We start from the raw sequence: 16,406 nt of genomic DNA, 5'->3' as shown, positions 1-16,406 counted from the left end.
GGGTCTCCATGAGCTTATGGATTCCCGTCACAATCGCTGCAGCAATATTCCAGACTGTGCGCTTCATGCTGCAAAAATCTCTGAGCAGCGTGAAACTGTCAGCCGCAGGTGCGACTTTTGCCCGATTTGCCTATTCCATGCCCGTCGTCGTTTTGGCACTGGGTATTGCTTTGCTGGCGACCGATCATAGCATACCTGCTCTCAATACGAGGTTTTGGCTCTTTGCAGTAATAGGTGGGACAACGCAAATTCTGGCGACGATCTGTGTCGTGGCTTTGTTCAAACAACGTAACTTTGCTGTCGGCATCACTTTCAAGAAGACCGAAGTCATCCAGACGGCAATTGTCGGATTTATCGTTCTTGGGGATGAGGTTTCAGCAGCAGCGCTGTTGGCAATATTGCTTGGCCTTTTGGCAGTTTTGCTACTGTCGAAATCACCGGGCGGCGATTTGGTTTGGTGGAGGAACCTTACAAACCGCGCCTCGCGACTCGGTCTGGGTTCGGGGGTTTTGTTTGCCTTTTCATCGGTCAGTTATCGCGGCGCCTCGCTGGAGCTAGGGGAAATTGATGCTTGGTTTCGCGCTCTGGTCACTCTTGCCGTGGTCGTGACCTTTCAGTTTATAAGCATGGCATTGTGGATGCTGTGGCGCGATCGGGCCGAATTGCATGCTGTTTGGCAAACCCGAAGAACTGGAGTCTTCGTGGGACTGACCAGCTTAGCTGGGTCATTTTGCTGGTTTCTGGCGTTTACGCTTCAAAACGCGGCTTACGTCAAGGCGCTTGGGCAGATCGAACTGATCTTCAGCCTGCTCGCATCCATTCTGTTTTTTCGGGAAACCGTCACCCAACGAGAAATCGCGGGTATGTCATTGTTGGGTTTATCGATACTCGCACTAGTGCTGGCAATTTAGCTTGCGCGACGCTCGTCAAAGCTCAGCGCGATAAAACTTGGCAGGTGATCGCCCATACCGATAACTGCGGGTCCACTTTCTTCGCGCCTACCACGTGGTTTAGCCTCTTTATCTCTTTTTCGGTCACTCTTTTTGCTGTCAGAAGCTCGCGACTTCTTTTCGGTTTTTTGCGTGTCTTCCTTGGGCTCTTCGATCTTAACCGGATTGTCGATATGTGGAATTTCTTTCTGGATCAGCTTTTCGATGGCATCCAGTGCCTTTTCATCACGTTTCGAACAGATTGTAACCGCCTTGCCCTCGCGCCCTGCGCGACCCGTACGGCCAATCCTGTGCACATAGTCTTCGGCATGGCTGGGAACGTCAAAGTTGAAGACATGGCTGACCGAAGGGATATCCAGCCCTCGTGCAGCCACGTCCGAGGCAACCAGAAGGCGCAATGAACCGTCGCGGAAGCCATCCAATGTCTTCATTCTTTGGGACTGGTCCAGATCACCATGAATGGCAGCAGCATTGTATCCGTGTTTTTTCAATGACTTTGCACAGATATCTACATCTGTTTTGCGGTTGCAAAAGATTATAGCGTTCGTGCAGCTTTCACCTTCGGCATCGATCAACGCGCGCAGAACTTTGCGTTTGGCACTTGCTTCGCGGTCCCGACGGCCGCCTTTAAACATCACGACGCCTTGTTCGATAGTCTCAGATGCGGTTGCCTGACGCGCAACCTCGACCCGGGCGGGGGCAGAAAGGAAAGTATCGGTAATCCGCTCGATCTCGGACGCCATGGTTGCAGAAAAGAACAGGGTTTGGCGCGTGAAAGGAGTCAGTGAGAAAATGCGCTCGATATCGGGAATGAACCCCATGTCCAGCATACGGTCGGCCTCATCCACCACCATGATCTGCACACCGGTCAGAAGAAGCTTCCCTCGTTCAAAGTGGTCCAGTAAACGTCCGGGAGTTGCAATAAGAACGTCTACACCGCGGTCGATCAGTGCATCCTGTTCCTTAAAGCTAACACCGCCAATCAACAGCGCCTTGGTCAGTTTAAGATGTTTGGAATAGGTATCAAAGTTCTCAGCTACTTGTGCTGCCAACTCCCGTGTCGGACAAAGCACAAGCGAACGTGGCATGCGCGCGCGTGCTCTTCCACGAGCCAGCAACGTGATCATCGGTAACGTGAAACTGGCGGTTTTTCCTGTACCAGTCTGTGCGATGCCCAACACATCTCGCCCTTCTAGTGCGGGCGGAATCGCACCTTCCTGGATTGGTGTAGGCGTTTCGTATCCGGCTTCCTCAACGGCTTTGAGGACCTTTGGGTTCAGGTTCAGTTCGTTAAATTTTGTCATCTATGTCCGGTTCATGCGGACACTATACCTGGCCCGCGCGTCTGTGAGTGTGCCGGGCCCGGATGGCCACGTGCATTTTGCACGGTTCGGCTTGGGCGGGACATAACAAAATCGTCAGGAAGGGTCAAATGAAGTCATTTTAACTTGGCCGTGGCGCGGCCAAAACAGGATTTTTTGCAACAATTCAGGCGGTTCCGGGAAAATGTTTCTTGGCTTCTGCAGGCAAAAGCCGTGTCGCCGCACGCCCAGCGGCGTTCTTACAAATGTGCCTAATTCTGCCTTTCAAGGATTCCGTCGTAGCAACTGCTAAAATTCGCTGACGTGATCCAGAATACTATTTCGGTTTTTGTAATGCTGTATTCGACCGAAGATGCTGCGTGGATCGTACATTACCAATTTCAACATTCGGAAACCCAATGGACGCAGCACAGGATCGTTTTCAGCATACCGCCACAACCGCGCAAGCAATGTTCTGTCCAGATCACCAGTACGCAGCGAGTATCCCGGCATATCGAAAGCCAGAGGAAGCTGGTCGTGTTCTTCTCTGCCGATATCGAATGCCTTGTCGCAGGGTTGCAGGGATACACGCCTCTCGCTGTCATGTAGCTTAATAAGATCGAAAAGAAGGCTTAGGCTTTGCCCTCCGAGCCGTTGTTCGATAGTTTGGCCGTGATCCGCGAAGGTTGTCGCGCTTGAAATTAGCCACCGAACGGGCAGGTCCCCAGCCAAAACCGCACCTTTTTCCGACCAAAGTCTAAGAAAAAGGTCCCGTGCCTGAGTTGGAGCTGGCGCACGGCGCAAAAGCGCGACGCAAATCGCATGAGTTAGTAAAAGTTGCGACTGGCCCACAAACTCCTGTTGCAAAGAATGCAGCTTTTTACTCGCGTCCCTGCGATTGTCGAATATCGCTTTCGGGTCTGGTTCGGCCACACGAAGCTCACTTAAATTATCCAAGTCGACGTCTGGGACGGGCAACACCTTTTCAGGAAAGAGATAAGGCGCCTCCCGTCGTTCCAGGTGATGCATTATCGTATAGAACCCGCCGGGATAGTTTTCCTGATCGATGTCTTGCATGACCGAAACCTATATTCGAGCGCGCTGCCCTTGCAAGGTGGTTCAGGTCATCATTTCCTTGGTCGCAGTGAGGCTCAGCAGCGGAAAATCACGTTCGACTCGGTCGATATCCCATTGTAACCGTGTAAGATAAACGATGTCGCCATCGTGATCATGCGCTATGTGCTGTTTGTTGGCATTCACGAACTTCTCAACCTCGGCCTTGTCACCACTTACCCACCGGGCCGAAGTGAACTGAGACGCTTCGAACCTGACTGGCAGGCCGTATTCCATCTCGATCCGGCTGGCCAGAACCTCGAACTGAAGGGCGCCGACAACTCCAACTATAAAGCCCGATCCGATGGAGGGCTTGAATACCTTTGCAGCACCTTCTTCAGCGAACTGCATCAAAGCTTTTTCTAGGTGCTTCGCTTTAAGTGGATCGCCCGCCCGGACGCCTTGAAGTAGCTCGGGCGCGAAGGATGGTATACCTGTGACACGCAGTGCCTCGCCTTCTGTCAGCGTGTCGCCGATGCGAAGCTGACCGTGGTTAGGTATTCCGATGATATCACCGGCCCAAGCTTCTTCTGCCAGTTCGCGGTCCGAAGCCAGAAATAGCACCGGATTTGAAATTGCCATCGGTTTTTTTGACCGTACATGCGTCAGCTTCATGCCGCGTTTGAAGTGGCCAGAGGCCATGCGGACAAAGGCGACCCTGTCGCGGTGCTTGGGATCCATATTGGCCTGAACCTTGAAAACAAACCCCGCAACCTTCTTTTCATCCGGTGCGATCTGGCGGGGTTCGGCTGACTGCACCTGGGGTTGCGGTCCATAAGTTCCAATGCCCTCCATAAGTTCCTTAACACCAAAGGAATTGATGGCTGAACCAAACCATATGGGCGTCATATGACCTTCGAGCACGGCCTGCGGGTCGAGCTTGGGCAACAGTTCCCGTGCCATTTCAACTTCTTCCAGCAGCTTTTCCAAAAGGTGCTCGGGCACATGCTTTGCAAGCATTGGATCGTCAAGCCCTTCGATCTGAATGCTTTCTGCCACTTTGTTGCGGTCGGCTCGGTCCATCAGCTCTAGCCGATCGCGCAATATGTCATAGCAACCGATGAAATCCCGGCCGACGCCGATGGGCCATGAGGCAGGCGTGACATCGATTGCCAACATCTCTTGGATTTCGTCAATAATCTCGAAGGTATCGCGGCTTTCACGATCCATCTTATTACAGAAAGTTAGAATAGGTAGGTCGCGCAAACGGCAAACCTCAAACAGTTTTTGCGTTTGGCTTTCTACGCCCTTAGCGCCGTCAATCACCATCACCGCCGCGTCAACTGCAGTCAGGGTGCGATAAGTGTCTTCGGAAAAGTCACTGTGGCCTGGGGTGTCAACCAGGTTGAAGCGGAAGTTGGCGTAATCGAAAGACATAGCCGAGGCAGACACTGAAATGCCCCGATCCTTTTCCATTTGCATAAAGTCGGACCGGGTGCGCCGTGCCTCGCCTTTGGCGCGTACCTGACCGGCCATCTGAATGGCGCCACCATACAGAAGGAATTTTTCGGTAAGCGTCGTCTTGCCCGCGTCAGGATGGGAGATGATCGCAAATGTTCGGCGTCGGGCGATCTCGGGCGGTAAGACGGGTTGGTTCGGGGCACTATCAAGCATGAGCGGGCATATAGGCGGGGAATCCTGCCGAAGCAAGACAAAGGGGGTGTTCCGAATCAGATGGCTATGCGAAAAAGAACATATAGTGAACAAATTTTGGAGTAGGCTGATGAATTTGAAGGAAATCGCAGATGAACTCGTTGCTGGATGCAGGGAAAACCGGGCGAAAGCAAATTTGGACAAGCTATATGCCGTGGACGCTGTGTCGGTAGAAGCAGCGGACATGCAGGGCATGGGACGTGAGGCGCATGGTCTGGACGCGATACGCGGAAAACACGATTGGTGGGAAAACTCGACCGAAGTGACGGGAGGTTCTGTAAGTGATCCGTTTTTACACTGTGATGATCGGTTTGCGGTGATTTTCGAAGTGCAAGGCTCGATGAAGGAAAGCGGTGAAGCTTTCGATATGCGCGAAGTAGCGATTTATTATGTTTCCGACGGCAAGATCGTGCGTGAGGAATTTTTCTACTGATTTTTGAACAACTAACAACTCGGCCATTCTGGTCTTCGTCGTCGGGCCGGTGCTAGTGTCCGGCAAACAATGATTGGGAGGATCAGAATGGATTTGGGTATTCGCGGAAAACGAGCACTGGTTTGTGCCAGCAGCAAAGGTCTTGGGCTTGGTTGCGCAGAAGCGTTGGCGGCGGCGGGTGTTGATCTTGTTATGAATGCGCGAGGGGCCGAAGCGTTAGAAGTATCGGCGGATCGGATCCGAAGTGAACATGGCGTTACAGTTAAGACAGTGGCCTGTGATGTGACTTCTGCAGATGGGCAGGAACAAGTTATCCAAGCGGCAGACGGCGTCGATATTCTGGTAACAAACGCTGGCGGTCCGCCGCCGGGAATGTGGTCTGACTGGGACCGCGAAGACTTCATCATGGCTCTCGACGCCAACATGTTGACACCGATAGCATTCATGAAAGCGTTGCTGCCAAATATGATGGAAAATGGTTGGGGTAGGGTCGTAAATATAACCTCGCAGTCGGTGCGGGCACCAATCGCTGTTTTGGGTCTTTCGAATGCGGCACGTACCGGGTTAACGGGCTATGTCGCAGGCACCTCACGTCAAGTGGCGCCCATGGGCGTCACTATCAATAACCTTTTGCCAGGTATTCACGATACTGACCGGGCGAATTCACTGGACAGTGGCGTTGCGGCGCAGAAGGGGATTTCGATCGACGAAGCACGTGCCGATCGCGCCGCTACGATACCAACTCGGCGTTACGGGACGCGACAGGAGTTCGGTGCCGCTTGCGCATTTCTTTGCTCCAAACATGCAGGTTTTATCGTTGGACAAAACATCCTGCTTGATGGCGGGGCGACCAATATTACGATGTAACCATGACACAGAATTTCTCTCTAAAAGATCAATTATTTAATGCCGATACCACTGGGTATCTGGCCGGGCTATTCGCGGCGGCGGACCCGGCCTTTGATGCGGCGACATTTGAAGCACGGGTTATGTCGCGGCTAACGGAACTCGAGTTGAAAGAGCGGATGGTCTGGATAGCCGAGTGTCTGGCGGAAGCAATTCCAGGTGATTTGCCCGATGTAGCGAAAGTGATTCTTAAGGCACTACCTCCGCCACTGGACCCAAACAAGACGGACGATGACTTTGGAGATTTTATCTTTGGCCCGATTGGCGACTGGGTCGTTGCCGTGGGTTCGGACCACCCCGAACTGGCGTTGGATGTTTTCGAGGAGGTAACCCAACGTTTTTCAATGGAGTTGGCAATCCGCCCTTTTTTGAACAATCATCCCGATCTTGTTTTGAGGCGCATGCAAGAATGGGCTCAGCATAACAGTTATCACGTTCGGCGACTGGTCAGCGAAGGTACCCGTCCGCGTTTGCCTTGGGGGCAAGCGGTTGGGCTGGGCCTCTCCGATCCGCTACCACTGCTGGATCGCCTCCACAGCGACAACGCGCGCTATGTGACACGATCTGTCGCCAACCATTTGAATGACATAACAAAAAAAGACCCTGATCTGGCGTTGGATCGGTTGCAGGAGTGGCGTGAAGCGGCACGGCAGGACGATGATGAACTACAGTGGATGACTTCTCATGCATTGCGCGGGCTAGTGAAATCTGGCCATCCTCGTGCCATGAAGATGTTGGGCTTCGATCCTGACGCGGACATTTCTGCGAAAGTTCAGGTCGACGGTGAAGCTCGGATTGGCGGAGCGTTAGAGTTCACTGTAGAGCTATCAGGGGATAAGGGCCAAGGGGTTCTTGTTGACTATATCATTCATTTTCAACGCCCTGGTGGGAAAATCTCGCCTAAAGTTCATAAGCTGAAGCAAGCGACTTTGACTGATGGAAATGTGACATTGCGGAAAGTCCACAAACTGAAAGGCAATGCCAGTACTTTCACGCTCATACCCGGTGCGCATCGGCTGGAAGTTCAGGTCAACGGACGTATTCTAACTGCGGTGGATTTTGAACTTTTGGACTGATCCACATTATTTTTTCTAAAGCTTCTAGCTGCTTAGCGAGTTTTCGACCCTTTGGGGATTGTCAAAATCTGCAAAGCTTTACTATCTATTTCGCCCGGACCTTAGCGATACCGATTGCCTGCTGCTGACAACTTGCACCTGCGGGGCGGTGTTGCTATCCCCGCTCAAGCCCGATTGATTTGATCGGTAAATGCAACGGGGTCCATCGGTGACAGAGAACGCAGCTCCTCCTCGGCTGGAAGTCCACAATCTTGTTGCCCGTTTCGGTGGGCGGACTGTAGTCGATGGTGTGTCTTTAAGCGTGCACGCCGGTCAGGTGACTTGCCTGTTGGGGCCATCAGGTTGCGGAAAATCTACGACGCTACGGATGATTGCCGGTGTCGAGATTCAAAGCTCGGGCGAAATCTACGTCGACGGCAAGCTGGTGTGCGATACAGTTTTTCGCGTCCCGCCTGAGCGCCGTGAAATCGGATTGATGTTTCAGGACTTTGCGCTATTCCCCCATCTTAGCGTCGGCGACAATGTAGCGTTTGGTCTTTCGGGCACCAAAGACGCCAAACGAGCCAGGGTCGAAGAATTGTTGTCCCGTGTAGACCTAATGCGTTTCGTGGACGGGTTTCCGCACCAGCTATCAGGAGGCGAGCAGCAGCGAGTGGCATTGGCGCGCGCCCTTGCGCCACGGCCGCGCATAATGCTGATGGACGAACCATTTTCGGGTTTGGATAATCGTTTACGCGACGGAATTCGGGACGAAACACTGGCGATCCTGAAAGAAGAAGACGCGGCCGTTTTGTTGGTGACGCACGAACCCGAAGAGGCCATGCGGATGGCGGATGAAATTGCCTTGATGCGGGGAGGCAAGATTGTCCAACAAGGGGCGCCATATAACGTCTACACCCGGCCGGTTGATAAGGCGGCGGTGTCATTTTTCAGTGATATCAATGTATTAATTTCGAAAGTTAACGGCGCTTTGGCACAAACCCCGTTCGGTCAATTCCTTGCACCCGGGGTGCCTGATCAAACAGATGTCGAGATTGTTTTTCGTCCCCAACACGTTCGACTGGATTTCGACCGCAACGGCAAGGGTCCGTCTCCTACGCCAACGGACGGGGTCGCCGCCCGAGGTGTGGTTCAGCGAGCGCGGTTTCTGGGTAATGAAAGTTTGGTTGAGTTTCGGATGGACTACGACGGCTCGATCTTAAAAGCGACCGTTCCGAATGTGTTTGTGCCAAATCCAGGCAGGGTCATGTGGCTTACAGTCCCACGAGATCGGTGTTTCGTCTTCCCGGTTTGACGCGGCAGAGCGATGATTTCCTTCCAAGTGGTGCTTGAAAGCCTCAGATTGCCTGTGCGGGTCGCTTGCCGCGACGCTGGGCCGCGTCTATCAAGAGGAAAATTCGAGGCTGAGGCAGACACCATGCGTATTCTTCTAACCAATGACGACGGCATCAACGCGCCGGGTCTGACTGTACTTGAGGCCATAGCTGGCAATCTGGCGGGGCCAGATGGCGAAGTCTGGGTTGTTGCTCCTGCCTTTGAGCAATCAGGAGTGGGTCATTGCATCAGTTACACTCATCCAATGATGGTGGCAGAACTGGCTGAACGTCGTTTTGCGGCCGAAGGGTCGCCTGCAGATTGTGTGCTGGCTGGTTTGCACGACGTAATGAAAGACTGCCCCCCGGATCTGGTATTGTCAGGAGTAAATCGAGGAAACAACTCAGCAGAAAACGCTTTATATTCCGGTACGTTGGGAGGCGCAATGGAAGCTGCCCTTCAGGGCGTTCCGGCAATTGCCTTGTCGCAATATCTTGGTCCCCGAAACCGCGAGTTAGAAAATCCGTTTCAAGCAGCATCTTCCTTTGGGGTTGAATTGATCCGTCGTATTTTGGAAGCCACCCCTGCAGGACAAGAGGATTACCGCTTGTTTTATAATGTAAACTTCCCACCTGTTCCCGCCGACGAAGTCGTAGGGACACGTGTCGTACCGCAGGGTTATCGCCGTGACACCAGATTTGGCGCCGAACCACACATGTCTCCATCGGGCAGGCGATTCTTATGGATCAAAGGCGGAAATCAGCACAATCCAACCGCGCCAGGCACGGATGCAGCGGTCAATTTAGATGGTTATATTTCTGTCACTCCGATGCGGGCAGATCTGACGGCCCACGATACACTTGAGGTGCTTAGGGCAATAGAATGAGCGGACTCGACCCGGAAAAGACTATGCAGTTTCTGTTTTCACTGCGATCTCGCGGTGTAACGGACGCCCGCGTGCTGGCGGCAATGGAACAGATTGACCGGGGATTGTTCGTGAGAGGTTTGTTTTCCGAGCGGGCTTATGACGACACACCTTTGCCAATTGCGTGCGGTCAGACAATCAGCCAACCATCGGTGGTGGGGCTTATGACGCAGGCATTGAAGGTGAATCCCCGCGATACGGTGCTCGAAGTCGGGACCGGGTCGGGATATCAAGCAGCTATTCTCTCAAAACTGGCTCGCCGGGTTTATACGGTCGAGCGTCACAAGCGTCTGGTTCGCGAAACAGCCCAGTTGTTTCGCGAGATGGGCCTCACAAATGTGACTGCAATGTTGTCTGATGGATCCTTCGGCCTTCCTGAACAGGCCCCATTCGACCGCATTATTGTTACCGCTGCTGCCGAAGATCCGCCGGGGCCACTCTTGGCGCAGCTGAAAATCGGCGGTATCATGGTTTTGCCCGTAGGCCAATCGGACGCGGTTCAAACCTTGATCCGGGTTACCCGCACCGAAGAAGGTCTTGACTATGACGAGTTGTTACCCGTTCGGTTCGTCCCCTTGCTTGAGGGGTTGGGAAAGGACGAAGCATAAAGTTTGTTGGGAAATTTTCGCCAGAACCCCGGACAAAATGGGGCAGGTGTTGAGGACAGAAAAATGAGAGCAGTTTCCAAATCAGCTATGTGTCGCTATGCGATGGGTACAGCCATTCTAGCCCTGTTGGCTGCGTGCGAGGGGCCTTTCGACTATGATCTGCGCGGAAATGTTGGCGGTTTTTCCACCGCAGATGCGGCATTGGCAGCAACGGCAAGCCGTCCCGCTCCGGATTCGCGGGGCGTAATCACCTATCCCAACTATCAGGTCGCAGTCGCCAGATCGGGGGACAGTGTGCGTGACGTCGCCGTACGTATTGGCTTACCTGAGGCGGAGTTAGCGCGCTACAACGGGCTTCAACCCAATGATCCCCTCCGCGACGGCGAGGTTCTAGCGCTTCCGCGGTCAGTTGGGGCCAGCAGTAATGTCGACATAGCTGCAGTTGCCGGCACAGCGATCGATGAGGCGCCAGAAACTGGCGGGGTTCGAACAACTACGCTTGAACCCGCGCAGCCGACACCTGCTCCTGCGCCAGTACCGGCTGCAGGCCCTGAACCAATCCAACACAAGGTTAAACGAGGCGAAACCGCCTACACAATCTCGCGCCTGTACCAGGTGCCTGTAGAGGCTTTAGCCGAATGGAACGGGCTGGGGTCCGATTTCATGGTGCGCGAGGGGCAGTTTCTCTTGATCCCAATTAAGGATCAACCTGCACCGCGACGCGAGGCGGCTGCTCCGGCAGCGACAGCGACAGCGATTACTCAGCCTGGTGAGGGATCGCCAACGCCGACGCCACCCAGTGCGACCCAACCGTTGCCGGAAGAAAAGGTGAAGCCACTGGCGGAATCCACGCCGGCCCCTGACGTTACTGCGGATGCTCCGACTAATAGTGGATCATCGGCATTGTCGCTGCCTGTAACAGGCCGGATCATTCGTACTTATGAAAAGGGTAAGAACGAAGGCATTGATATCGCTGCAGCACCCGGTACATCGGTTACTGCTGCCGAGGCCGGAACAGTGGCCGCAGTGACAGCCGATGCGGATCAGGTGCCCATCATTGTTGTTCGACACAAAAACGATCTCTTGACTGTCTACGCTAATGTCGAAGGTATCACTGTTAAAAAAGGCGATCGGGTTAAGCGAGGCCAGAAAGTTGCTGCGCTACGTGGCGGAGAAAACGCTTACGTACACTTCGAGGTGCGTAAAGGATTCGAATCTGTTGATCCAGAACCCTACCTAAAGTGAGGCGAATGATCTGATTTACCATTAAGTGTTAAGGTGTTGATCGCTGATATTAAAGCTCAAACATTTGGATCATAATCGTTCAGACGTTTTCCGGGTTCGTCGGCGAATACTTCCTGCAAAGGTGTTATCGTTTCTATTAAGTCTATACGAAACACTCGGAAATTAGTCCTCAACTCGCACCATGCGGTCAAAGTCCACACGCGGCCCCAGTATTCCATGTGTAACGGTCTAATGGTCCTGTCAGTCAAAGCTCCGTCTATGCGGCGGTAAGATAAGCGTAGTTTTTGTCGGGTTTTTATTGCAGAACGGATCGGTGCCATATGTGCTAACCCGCGTGCTGCGTCCGCAAAGGGATAGACCGCAAACTTCCACGCATCAGCTTCGGCCACAACCTGCGTCGGCAAAACCGCATCAACCTTTTCCGCCAACGACTCTGCCGCAGCTTTTAGGTCCGGGTCGGCCGCCTCAGCCACGATTGCCATGCCGAGGTTGAGCGCTTCAAGCTCGGCAGGTGTCAGGTTTAATGGTGGTAGGGTAATTTGCTCGCGCACCATGTATCCCAAACCGCGCTCGCCTTCTATTGGAACACCAGAAGCTACTAGGGTGTCCATATCTCGATAAATGGTGCGAACCGACACCTCTAGCCGGTCCGCGATATCTTGCGCGCGGTGGAGTTTCCCGTTGCGCATTATCTGGATAATATCAAAAAGACGGTCAGTTCGACGCATCAGGCGCCTTTCCGATCGACGTTATGCGTTCATTTTCCATAAAACGTGCTCGTGTCGCATTTCCATATTTTCCGGGTCAATCGCTGCCATCATCGCGGCAGCACAGTCCTGATGCATAAATTGCTCGGCGGCATCTTTTGCAGAATTCGCATCCGTCCAGACGACATAGTCGGTCCATCGACCATCTGAACCCATGCTCAACTGTCGATGCACAAATCCAGGTGCGGCTCGCACAAATGCTTCGGATGCCTGACTGAGTTTGACAAATTCTTCCTGTGAAGTGCCATTCGCAAGTGAAAAGGTGACGATTTCTGCAACATGGGTCATTTTATTCTCCTTGGACCAGGTTTCGATGCCCTGTTTCTAGCCACACCCAACTGACATAAACCTGTCAGTTGGAAAAATCGAGTCCGTTCAAAATGTGGAATCAGGTGAAATTTGAGTGAGGATTCGCTCCTGTTCTCTTTCTTGAGCGTGTTTAGCGGCGTAAATACATGCAGAAATAGAATTTCCGACGCATCTTGCGTCGTCTGACAGGAGAAGAAAAATGCTCAACAATATAGGTCTTCCCGGAATCTTACTAATAGCCGTTGTCGTGCTGGTACTTTTTGGCCGCGGTAAGATCAGTTCCCTTATGGGCGAAGTCGGTAAAGGCATCACCTCTTTCAAGAAAGGTGTCAAAGAAGGTGCGGAGGAGCTGGAGCAGGACGCATCCGAATTGGCGAAGGATGTCACTCCAGAGACAGACAAAGACAAGGTCTAAGAGCTTATGTTTGATCTGGGCTGGACCGAGCTTCTGGTCATCGGCATCGTTGCGCTGATCGTTGTGGGTCCTAAGGATCTGCCGGTTTTGTTCCGCAATGTCGGCCGTTGGATGGGTAAAGCCCGCGGAATGGCGCGCGAGTTCAGCAATGCGATGAACGAAGCAGCGGACGAGGCTGGGGTAAAGGACATCAAGAAGGGCCTCAACGCTGCCACTAACCCCGTTGGATCCGCTGTAAGCAGCGTCAATGAGGCTGCAAGAGACGTCGCAAAGAGCTTGGATCCGACTAAGTTCGATCCCGACAGCGAAACTGGAAAATTGGCTGCCGAACGGGCTGAGCAAGCAAAGAAAATTCAGGCATCCACCGCCCGAGCTGCTGCAGAACGCAAGGCCAAGGAAGCTGCGGAAGCTCTGGCCAAAGCTGAAGAGGCTGAAGCCGCACTTAACAGTGAAAGCAAGTCATGAGCAAAACTGACGAGATCGAAGACTCCTCGGCCCCATTGATTGAACATCTGGCTGAGCTGCGGACGAGATTGATTCACTGCGTGATCGCATTCCTGATTGGTATGGTGATATGTTTCTCGGTGGCGACACCGATTTTCAACTTCCTTACCAATCCGCTTTGCGAGGTTTTGGCCGAACGTGGGCAGGATTGCGGGCTGATTTTCATCTCGCCACAAGAAGGCTTTTTTGTAGCTATCAAGGTATCGCTTTTGGGCGGGTTCATCCTTGCATTCCCATATATTGGGATGCAGATGTGGCGGTTCGTGGCGCCCGGCCTGTATCGCTCGGAAAAGAATGCATTTCTGCCATTTATGCTGGCCTCACCATTCATGTTCCTTCTGGGTGCAAGTTTTGCCTTCTATGTCGTGACACCGCTGGCTTACGACTTTTTCTTGGGTTTCCAGCAGTTCGGAGCCGAAGGTGAAGTTGTTGCCGACGGAACGAATGCTGCACCGTTGAGCGTGGTTTTCCAGGGTTCAGCACAAGAATACCTTAACCTTACTATCAAGTTTATCGTTGCTTTCGGCCTTTGCTTTCAGCTGCCGGTTCTTCTGACATTGATGGGCAAGGCCGGCTTAGTAAGTGCTCAGGGCTTGGGTGAGGTACGCAAATACGCCGTGATTGGGATTCTTGTTCTGGCCGCGGTGGTGACGCCGCCCGACGTCATTACACAAATAATCCTATTTACCGTGGTTTACGGTTTGTATGAGGTCTCAATCTTTTTGGTCGCGCGTGTAGAGAAAAAGCGCGAAGAGCAACTGCGCGCTGATGGCTACTACGATGACGAAGAAGCCGAAGCTGATGCGGACCTCATGCATAGCGAAGAAGACACCAAGTAATCAGCGAATTGATTTTTTTGCTGGCGCGCCGAATGAGGCGCGCCTTTTTCTTTTGCAAGTCTTGTTGCCCCGTCTGGAACGTGGTTTGAACTTAGCAAGACTGGACCGGAGAAACCCATGGACAACAAAGCCTTGAATCGCATCGCCGACGCGCTCGAACGGATGGCACCCGCACCTTTGGCCGCCCCAAGTTTCGCTACTGCGCCAGCGTTTGTCTGGCACGTTGATCCGGACCGCTTGGAACCTGTGGCAGACGTTAACCGGGTCGATCTTGATTTGTTAGTCGGCATCAACCGTTCACGCGACACTCTGCTGGACAACACGCGCAGGTTTGCCGCAGGATTCAAGGCGAACAACGCGCTTCTTTGGGGCGCGCGTGGTATGGGAAAATCAAGCCTTGTCAAGGCTGTACATGGCACTTTGCAACCTGAGTATCCGAGCCTGAAACTGGTGGAGTTGCAGCGTGAAGACATGAGTTCGGTCGCCCGCCTGCTGAACCATCTGCGTAACGCAAAGTTCCGTTTCATTCTGTTCTGCGATGATCTGTCATTCAGCCATGACGACCAGCACTACAAGTCACTTAAGGCAGTGCTGGATGGCGGCATCGAAGGGCGCCCCGAAAATGTGGTTTTTTATGCTACTTCGAACCGCCGCCATTTGATGCCGCGCGATATGATCGAGAATGAACGCTCAAGCGCCATCAACCCATCCGAGGCAGTCGAGGAGAAAGTCTCACTCTCAGATCGATTCGGCTTGTGGCTTGGTTTTCATCCATGTGACCAAGACGAATACCTATCTATGATCGATCGATATTGTGCTGCATATGGCGTAGCCGTTGATGCGGAAACACTTCGTGCTGAAGCTATCGAGTGGCAGGCGACGCGCGGTGCCCGATCAGGCCGCGTCGCGTGGCAATTCTTCGTCGATCTCGCAGGTCGTCACGGCGTTCACTTAGATTGAACAGGAACGTCACTTTTATGAACGACCAGCAAGGCTATTGTGATCTAATTGAGTGTCTTCATAACAAAGACAAAAGCCGATTGGCTTCTTCTGCGGTGCTACTCAACACATCACGATCTTCGCCCGGATGAAACCGCGCACGAACTGCCGTAGGCATCGGCCTCGGCTCGACAATCGAAACTCGGGGGCCGGTGCGCTCAGTTTCTAATGACCAACTACGCGCAAGAGACATCTGAGCGGCTTTTGTGGCCCCGTAGATGCCGTAAAATTTCTCGCCTGCTTTGGGGTCGTCGAAGAAAACTGCGTGGCCGCTTTCACCCAGCAGCGGTGCTACGAAAGGAATCAACACTGATGTCGCGGTGGCGTTGGTATTCAAAGCCTTGAACCATTCCTTGGCGTCGATGAAATGCGCTGGCGTCAATGCCGAGGTGTGTATTGCCGTATGCAGCCACAAATCAACTTTGCCCCAACGATCGTGAATACTGCGGCAAAGCGTTGACATCGCGTCTGGGTCGGTGATGTCCATTGGTGCCAGCGTAGCCGAGCCGCCCTTGGCTTGAATACGGTCATCCAGTTCTTCCAGGCCGCCGGTGGTGCGGGCCACCGCGACAATGTGGTATTCGGGCGCCAACGCCTCGGCCAAGGCTGCGCCCAGTCCGCGTGATGCACCCGTAATAAGGGCGATTTTGGTCTGATCTGTCATGGGCGGGGTTTGAACGCCCGCGCGAGAAGCGTCAAGACCGGATCAGCCTCCTGGGATAGCAATACGCTTAGTTTGGCCGCTTTGTCGCAGCATTACACCGTGCTCATCGATCGCCATTACCGTGCCAGAGGCGATGCGACTGCCAGTTTCGACCTCTTTCACACGGCCCGACGACAGGCGCACTAATGCACGCATATTTCTTGCAGGCCCAAAGACGCCCAAGACTGAGACTGAATTCTTTTTCAACGCGCCCCGTTGCGTGGCCGCGCTTTTGACGGTTTTGTTTGCCATGAACTGCCATCGGGCGGTGCCCGAACCCTTGAGTGAGTGGTTTCGGCGCATGCCGTATCAAAGGGCAAGGTGAAACAAAAGCCGACGGTATGAG

19 protein-coding genes are annotated in these 16,406 nt (G+C 53.3%); 12 read left to right on the top strand and 7 right to left on the bottom strand.

The genetic code is table 11. The annotated features are described in order from the left end of the window. Positions 1-8: 8 nt before the first annotated feature. The gene (locus tag GOV45_RS12125; RefSeq protein ID WP_170477863.1) at positions 9-911 is read left to right on the top strand and encodes an EamA/RhaT family transporter; all 903 of its coding nucleotides are present in this window, start codon (positions 9-11) and stop codon (positions 909-911) included. Here GOV45_RS12125 and GOV45_RS12120 read toward each other — a convergent pair. From GOV45_RS12120 to GOV45_RS12110, 3 genes are all read right to left on the bottom strand, one after another. Continuing rightward, positions 908-2,254, bottom strand: coding sequence for a DEAD/DEAH box helicase (locus GOV45_RS12120; protein WP_170477860.1), 1,347 nt, complete (start codon positions 2,252-2,254; stop codon positions 908-910). The genes GOV45_RS12125 and GOV45_RS12120 overlap by 4 nt on opposite strands. 306 nt (positions 2,255-2,560) lie before the next feature. Next, positions 2,561-3,328, bottom strand: coding sequence for a hypothetical protein (locus tag GOV45_RS12115; protein WP_170477858.1), 768 nt, complete (start codon positions 3,326-3,328; stop codon positions 2,561-2,563). Between the two features lie 42 nt (positions 3,329-3,370). Next, positions 3,371-4,978 carry a peptide chain release factor 3 gene (locus tag GOV45_RS12110; RefSeq protein WP_170477855.1) on the bottom strand — a complete coding sequence of 536 codons (1,608 nt, stop codon included), beginning with the start codon at positions 4,976-4,978 and terminating at the stop codon, positions 3,371-3,373. 109 nt (positions 4,979-5,087) lie between these two features. On the opposite strand from GOV45_RS12110, the gene GOV45_RS12105 reads away from it, so the two are divergent. From GOV45_RS12105 to GOV45_RS12075, 7 genes are all read left to right on the top strand, one after another. Continuing rightward, positions 5,088-5,450, top strand: coding sequence for a nuclear transport factor 2 family protein (locus GOV45_RS12105; RefSeq protein ID WP_170477852.1), 363 nt, complete (start codon positions 5,088-5,090; stop codon positions 5,448-5,450). Positions 5,451-5,537: 87 nt separating this feature from the next. Then, positions 5,538-6,317: an SDR family oxidoreductase gene (locus tag GOV45_RS12100; RefSeq protein WP_170477849.1), complete on the top strand. Its 780-nt coding sequence runs from the start codon at positions 5,538-5,540 to the stop codon at positions 6,315-6,317. 2 nt (positions 6,318-6,319) lie between these two features. Then, positions 6,320-7,432, top strand: coding sequence for a hypothetical protein (locus GOV45_RS12095; RefSeq protein ID WP_170477847.1), 1,113 nt, complete (start codon positions 6,320-6,322; stop codon positions 7,430-7,432). A gap of 208 nt (positions 7,433-7,640) precedes the next feature. After that, complete coding sequence (locus tag GOV45_RS12090; protein ID WP_437436520.1) at positions 7,641-8,726, top strand: ABC transporter ATP-binding protein; 1,086 nt, start codon at positions 7,641-7,643, stop codon at positions 8,724-8,726. 123 nt (positions 8,727-8,849) lie between these two features. Then, positions 8,850-9,632 (top strand): 5'/3'-nucleotidase SurE, encoded by a 783-nt coding sequence (gene surE / locus GOV45_RS12085; RefSeq protein ID WP_170478148.1) that lies wholly within the window; start codon positions 8,850-8,852, stop codon positions 9,630-9,632. Continuing rightward, complete coding sequence (locus GOV45_RS12080) at positions 9,629-10,279, top strand: protein-L-isoaspartate(D-aspartate) O-methyltransferase (RefSeq protein WP_170477842.1); 651 nt, start codon at positions 9,629-9,631, stop codon at positions 10,277-10,279. The genes surE and GOV45_RS12080 overlap by 4 nt, the downstream gene beginning before the upstream one ends. A 63-nt stretch (positions 10,280-10,342) precedes the next feature. Continuing rightward, positions 10,343-11,524 carry a M23 family metallopeptidase gene (locus tag GOV45_RS12075; RefSeq protein ID WP_170477838.1) on the top strand — a complete coding sequence of 394 codons (1,182 nt, stop codon included), beginning with the start codon at positions 10,343-10,345 and terminating at the stop codon, positions 11,522-11,524. A gap of 56 nt (positions 11,525-11,580) precedes the next feature. Here the strand turns inward: GOV45_RS12075 and GOV45_RS12070 are convergent, their stop codons facing one another. Further along, positions 11,581-12,252, bottom strand: coding sequence for a helix-turn-helix transcriptional regulator (locus GOV45_RS12070; RefSeq protein ID WP_170477835.1), 672 nt, complete (start codon positions 12,250-12,252; stop codon positions 11,581-11,583). Between the two features lie 21 nt (positions 12,253-12,273). Continuing rightward, positions 12,274-12,579, bottom strand: coding sequence for a hypothetical protein (locus tag GOV45_RS12065; RefSeq protein WP_170477832.1), 306 nt, complete (start codon positions 12,577-12,579; stop codon positions 12,274-12,276). Positions 12,580-12,799: 220 nt separating this feature from the next. Between GOV45_RS12065 and GOV45_RS12060 the strand changes: the two genes are divergently transcribed. From GOV45_RS12060 to GOV45_RS12045, 4 genes are all read left to right on the top strand, one after another. Next, complete coding sequence (locus GOV45_RS12060; RefSeq protein WP_170477829.1) at positions 12,800-13,015, top strand: twin-arginine translocase TatA/TatE family subunit; 216 nt, start codon at positions 12,800-12,802, stop codon at positions 13,013-13,015. A gap of 6 nt (positions 13,016-13,021) precedes the next feature. Then, positions 13,022-13,480 carry a Sec-independent protein translocase protein TatB gene (gene tatB, locus GOV45_RS12055; RefSeq protein ID WP_170477826.1) on the top strand — a complete coding sequence of 153 codons (459 nt, stop codon included), beginning with the start codon at positions 13,022-13,024 and terminating at the stop codon, positions 13,478-13,480. Then, positions 13,477-14,358, top strand: a complete 882-nt coding sequence (tatC, locus tag GOV45_RS12050; RefSeq protein ID WP_170477823.1) for a twin-arginine translocase subunit TatC — start codon at positions 13,477-13,479, stop codon at positions 14,356-14,358. Before tatB ends, tatC begins: the two co-directional genes overlap by 4 nt. A gap of 117 nt (positions 14,359-14,475) precedes the next feature. Continuing rightward, positions 14,476-15,318: an ATP-binding protein gene (locus GOV45_RS12045; protein WP_170477820.1), complete on the top strand. Its 843-nt coding sequence runs from the start codon at positions 14,476-14,478 to the stop codon at positions 15,316-15,318. 58 nt (positions 15,319-15,376) lie between these two features. Here the strand turns inward: GOV45_RS12045 and GOV45_RS12040 are convergent, their stop codons facing one another. After that, positions 15,377-16,021: an SDR family NAD(P)-dependent oxidoreductase gene (locus GOV45_RS12040; protein WP_170477818.1), complete on the bottom strand. Its 645-nt coding sequence runs from the start codon at positions 16,019-16,021 to the stop codon at positions 15,377-15,379. A gap of 42 nt (positions 16,022-16,063) precedes the next feature. Next, the gene (locus tag GOV45_RS12035) at positions 16,064-16,363 is read right to left on the bottom strand and encodes a hypothetical protein (protein WP_254447987.1); all 300 of its coding nucleotides are present in this window, start codon (positions 16,361-16,363) and stop codon (positions 16,064-16,066) included. Positions 16,364-16,406 lie beyond the last annotated feature (43 nt).

It is taken from the genome of Ruegeria arenilitoris, assembly GCF_013035425.1.
In the GTDB taxonomy this organism is placed as follows: Bacteria; Pseudomonadota; Alphaproteobacteria; order Rhodobacterales; family Rhodobacteraceae; genus Ruegeria; species Ruegeria arenilitoris_A.
Note: the sequence above shows the minus strand (reverse complement) of the source record. Positions and strands in the feature narration are given on the sequence as shown.

Bases quoted from the DNA above. Each gene is read 5' to 3' on its own strand.
- GOV45_RS12070 (WP_170477835.1), bottom strand. From the start codon at position 12,252: ATGCGTCGAACTGACCGTCTTTTTGATATTATCCAGATAATGCGCAAC.
- tatC (WP_170477823.1), top strand. From the start codon at position 13,477: ATGAGCAAAACTGACGAGATCGAAGACTCCTCGGCCCCATTGATTGAA.
- GOV45_RS12095 (WP_170477847.1), top strand. From the start codon at position 6,320: ATGACACAGAATTTCTCTCTAAAAGATCAATTATTTAATGCCGATACC.
- GOV45_RS12035 (WP_254447987.1), bottom strand. From the start codon at position 16,363: ATGCGCCGAAACCACTCACTCAAGGGTTCGGGCACCGCCCGATGGCAG.
- GOV45_RS12060 (WP_170477829.1), top strand. From the start codon at position 12,800: ATGCTCAACAATATAGGTCTTCCCGGAATCTTACTAATAGCCGTTGTC.
- GOV45_RS12110 (WP_170477855.1), bottom strand. From the start codon at position 4,978: ATGCTTGATAGTGCCCCGAACCAACCCGTCTTACCGCCCGAGATCGCC.
- tatB (WP_170477826.1), top strand. From the start codon at position 13,022: ATGTTTGATCTGGGCTGGACCGAGCTTCTGGTCATCGGCATCGTTGCG.
- GOV45_RS12080 (WP_170477842.1), top strand. From the start codon at position 9,629: ATGAGCGGACTCGACCCGGAAAAGACTATGCAGTTTCTGTTTTCACTG.
- GOV45_RS12075 (WP_170477838.1), top strand. From the start codon at position 10,343: ATGAGAGCAGTTTCCAAATCAGCTATGTGTCGCTATGCGATGGGTACA.
- GOV45_RS12115 (WP_170477858.1), bottom strand. From the start codon at position 3,328: ATGCAAGACATCGATCAGGAAAACTATCCCGGCGGGTTCTATACGATA.
- GOV45_RS12040 (WP_170477818.1), bottom strand. From the start codon at position 16,021: ATGACAGATCAGACCAAAATCGCCCTTATTACGGGTGCATCACGCGGA.
- GOV45_RS12065 (WP_170477832.1), bottom strand. From the start codon at position 12,579: ATGACCCATGTTGCAGAAATCGTCACCTTTTCACTTGCGAATGGCACT.
- surE (WP_170478148.1), top strand. From the start codon at position 8,850: ATGCGTATTCTTCTAACCAATGACGACGGCATCAACGCGCCGGGTCTG.
- GOV45_RS12045 (WP_170477820.1), top strand. From the start codon at position 14,476: ATGGACAACAAAGCCTTGAATCGCATCGCCGACGCGCTCGAACGGATG.
- GOV45_RS12125 (WP_170477863.1), top strand. From the start codon at position 9: ATGAGCTTATGGATTCCCGTCACAATCGCTGCAGCAATATTCCAGACT.
- GOV45_RS12120 (WP_170477860.1), bottom strand. From the start codon at position 2,254: ATGACAAAATTTAACGAACTGAACCTGAACCCAAAGGTCCTCAAAGCC.
- GOV45_RS12100 (WP_170477849.1), top strand. From the start codon at position 5,538: ATGGATTTGGGTATTCGCGGAAAACGAGCACTGGTTTGTGCCAGCAGC.
- GOV45_RS12105 (WP_170477852.1), top strand. From the start codon at position 5,088: ATGAATTTGAAGGAAATCGCAGATGAACTCGTTGCTGGATGCAGGGAA.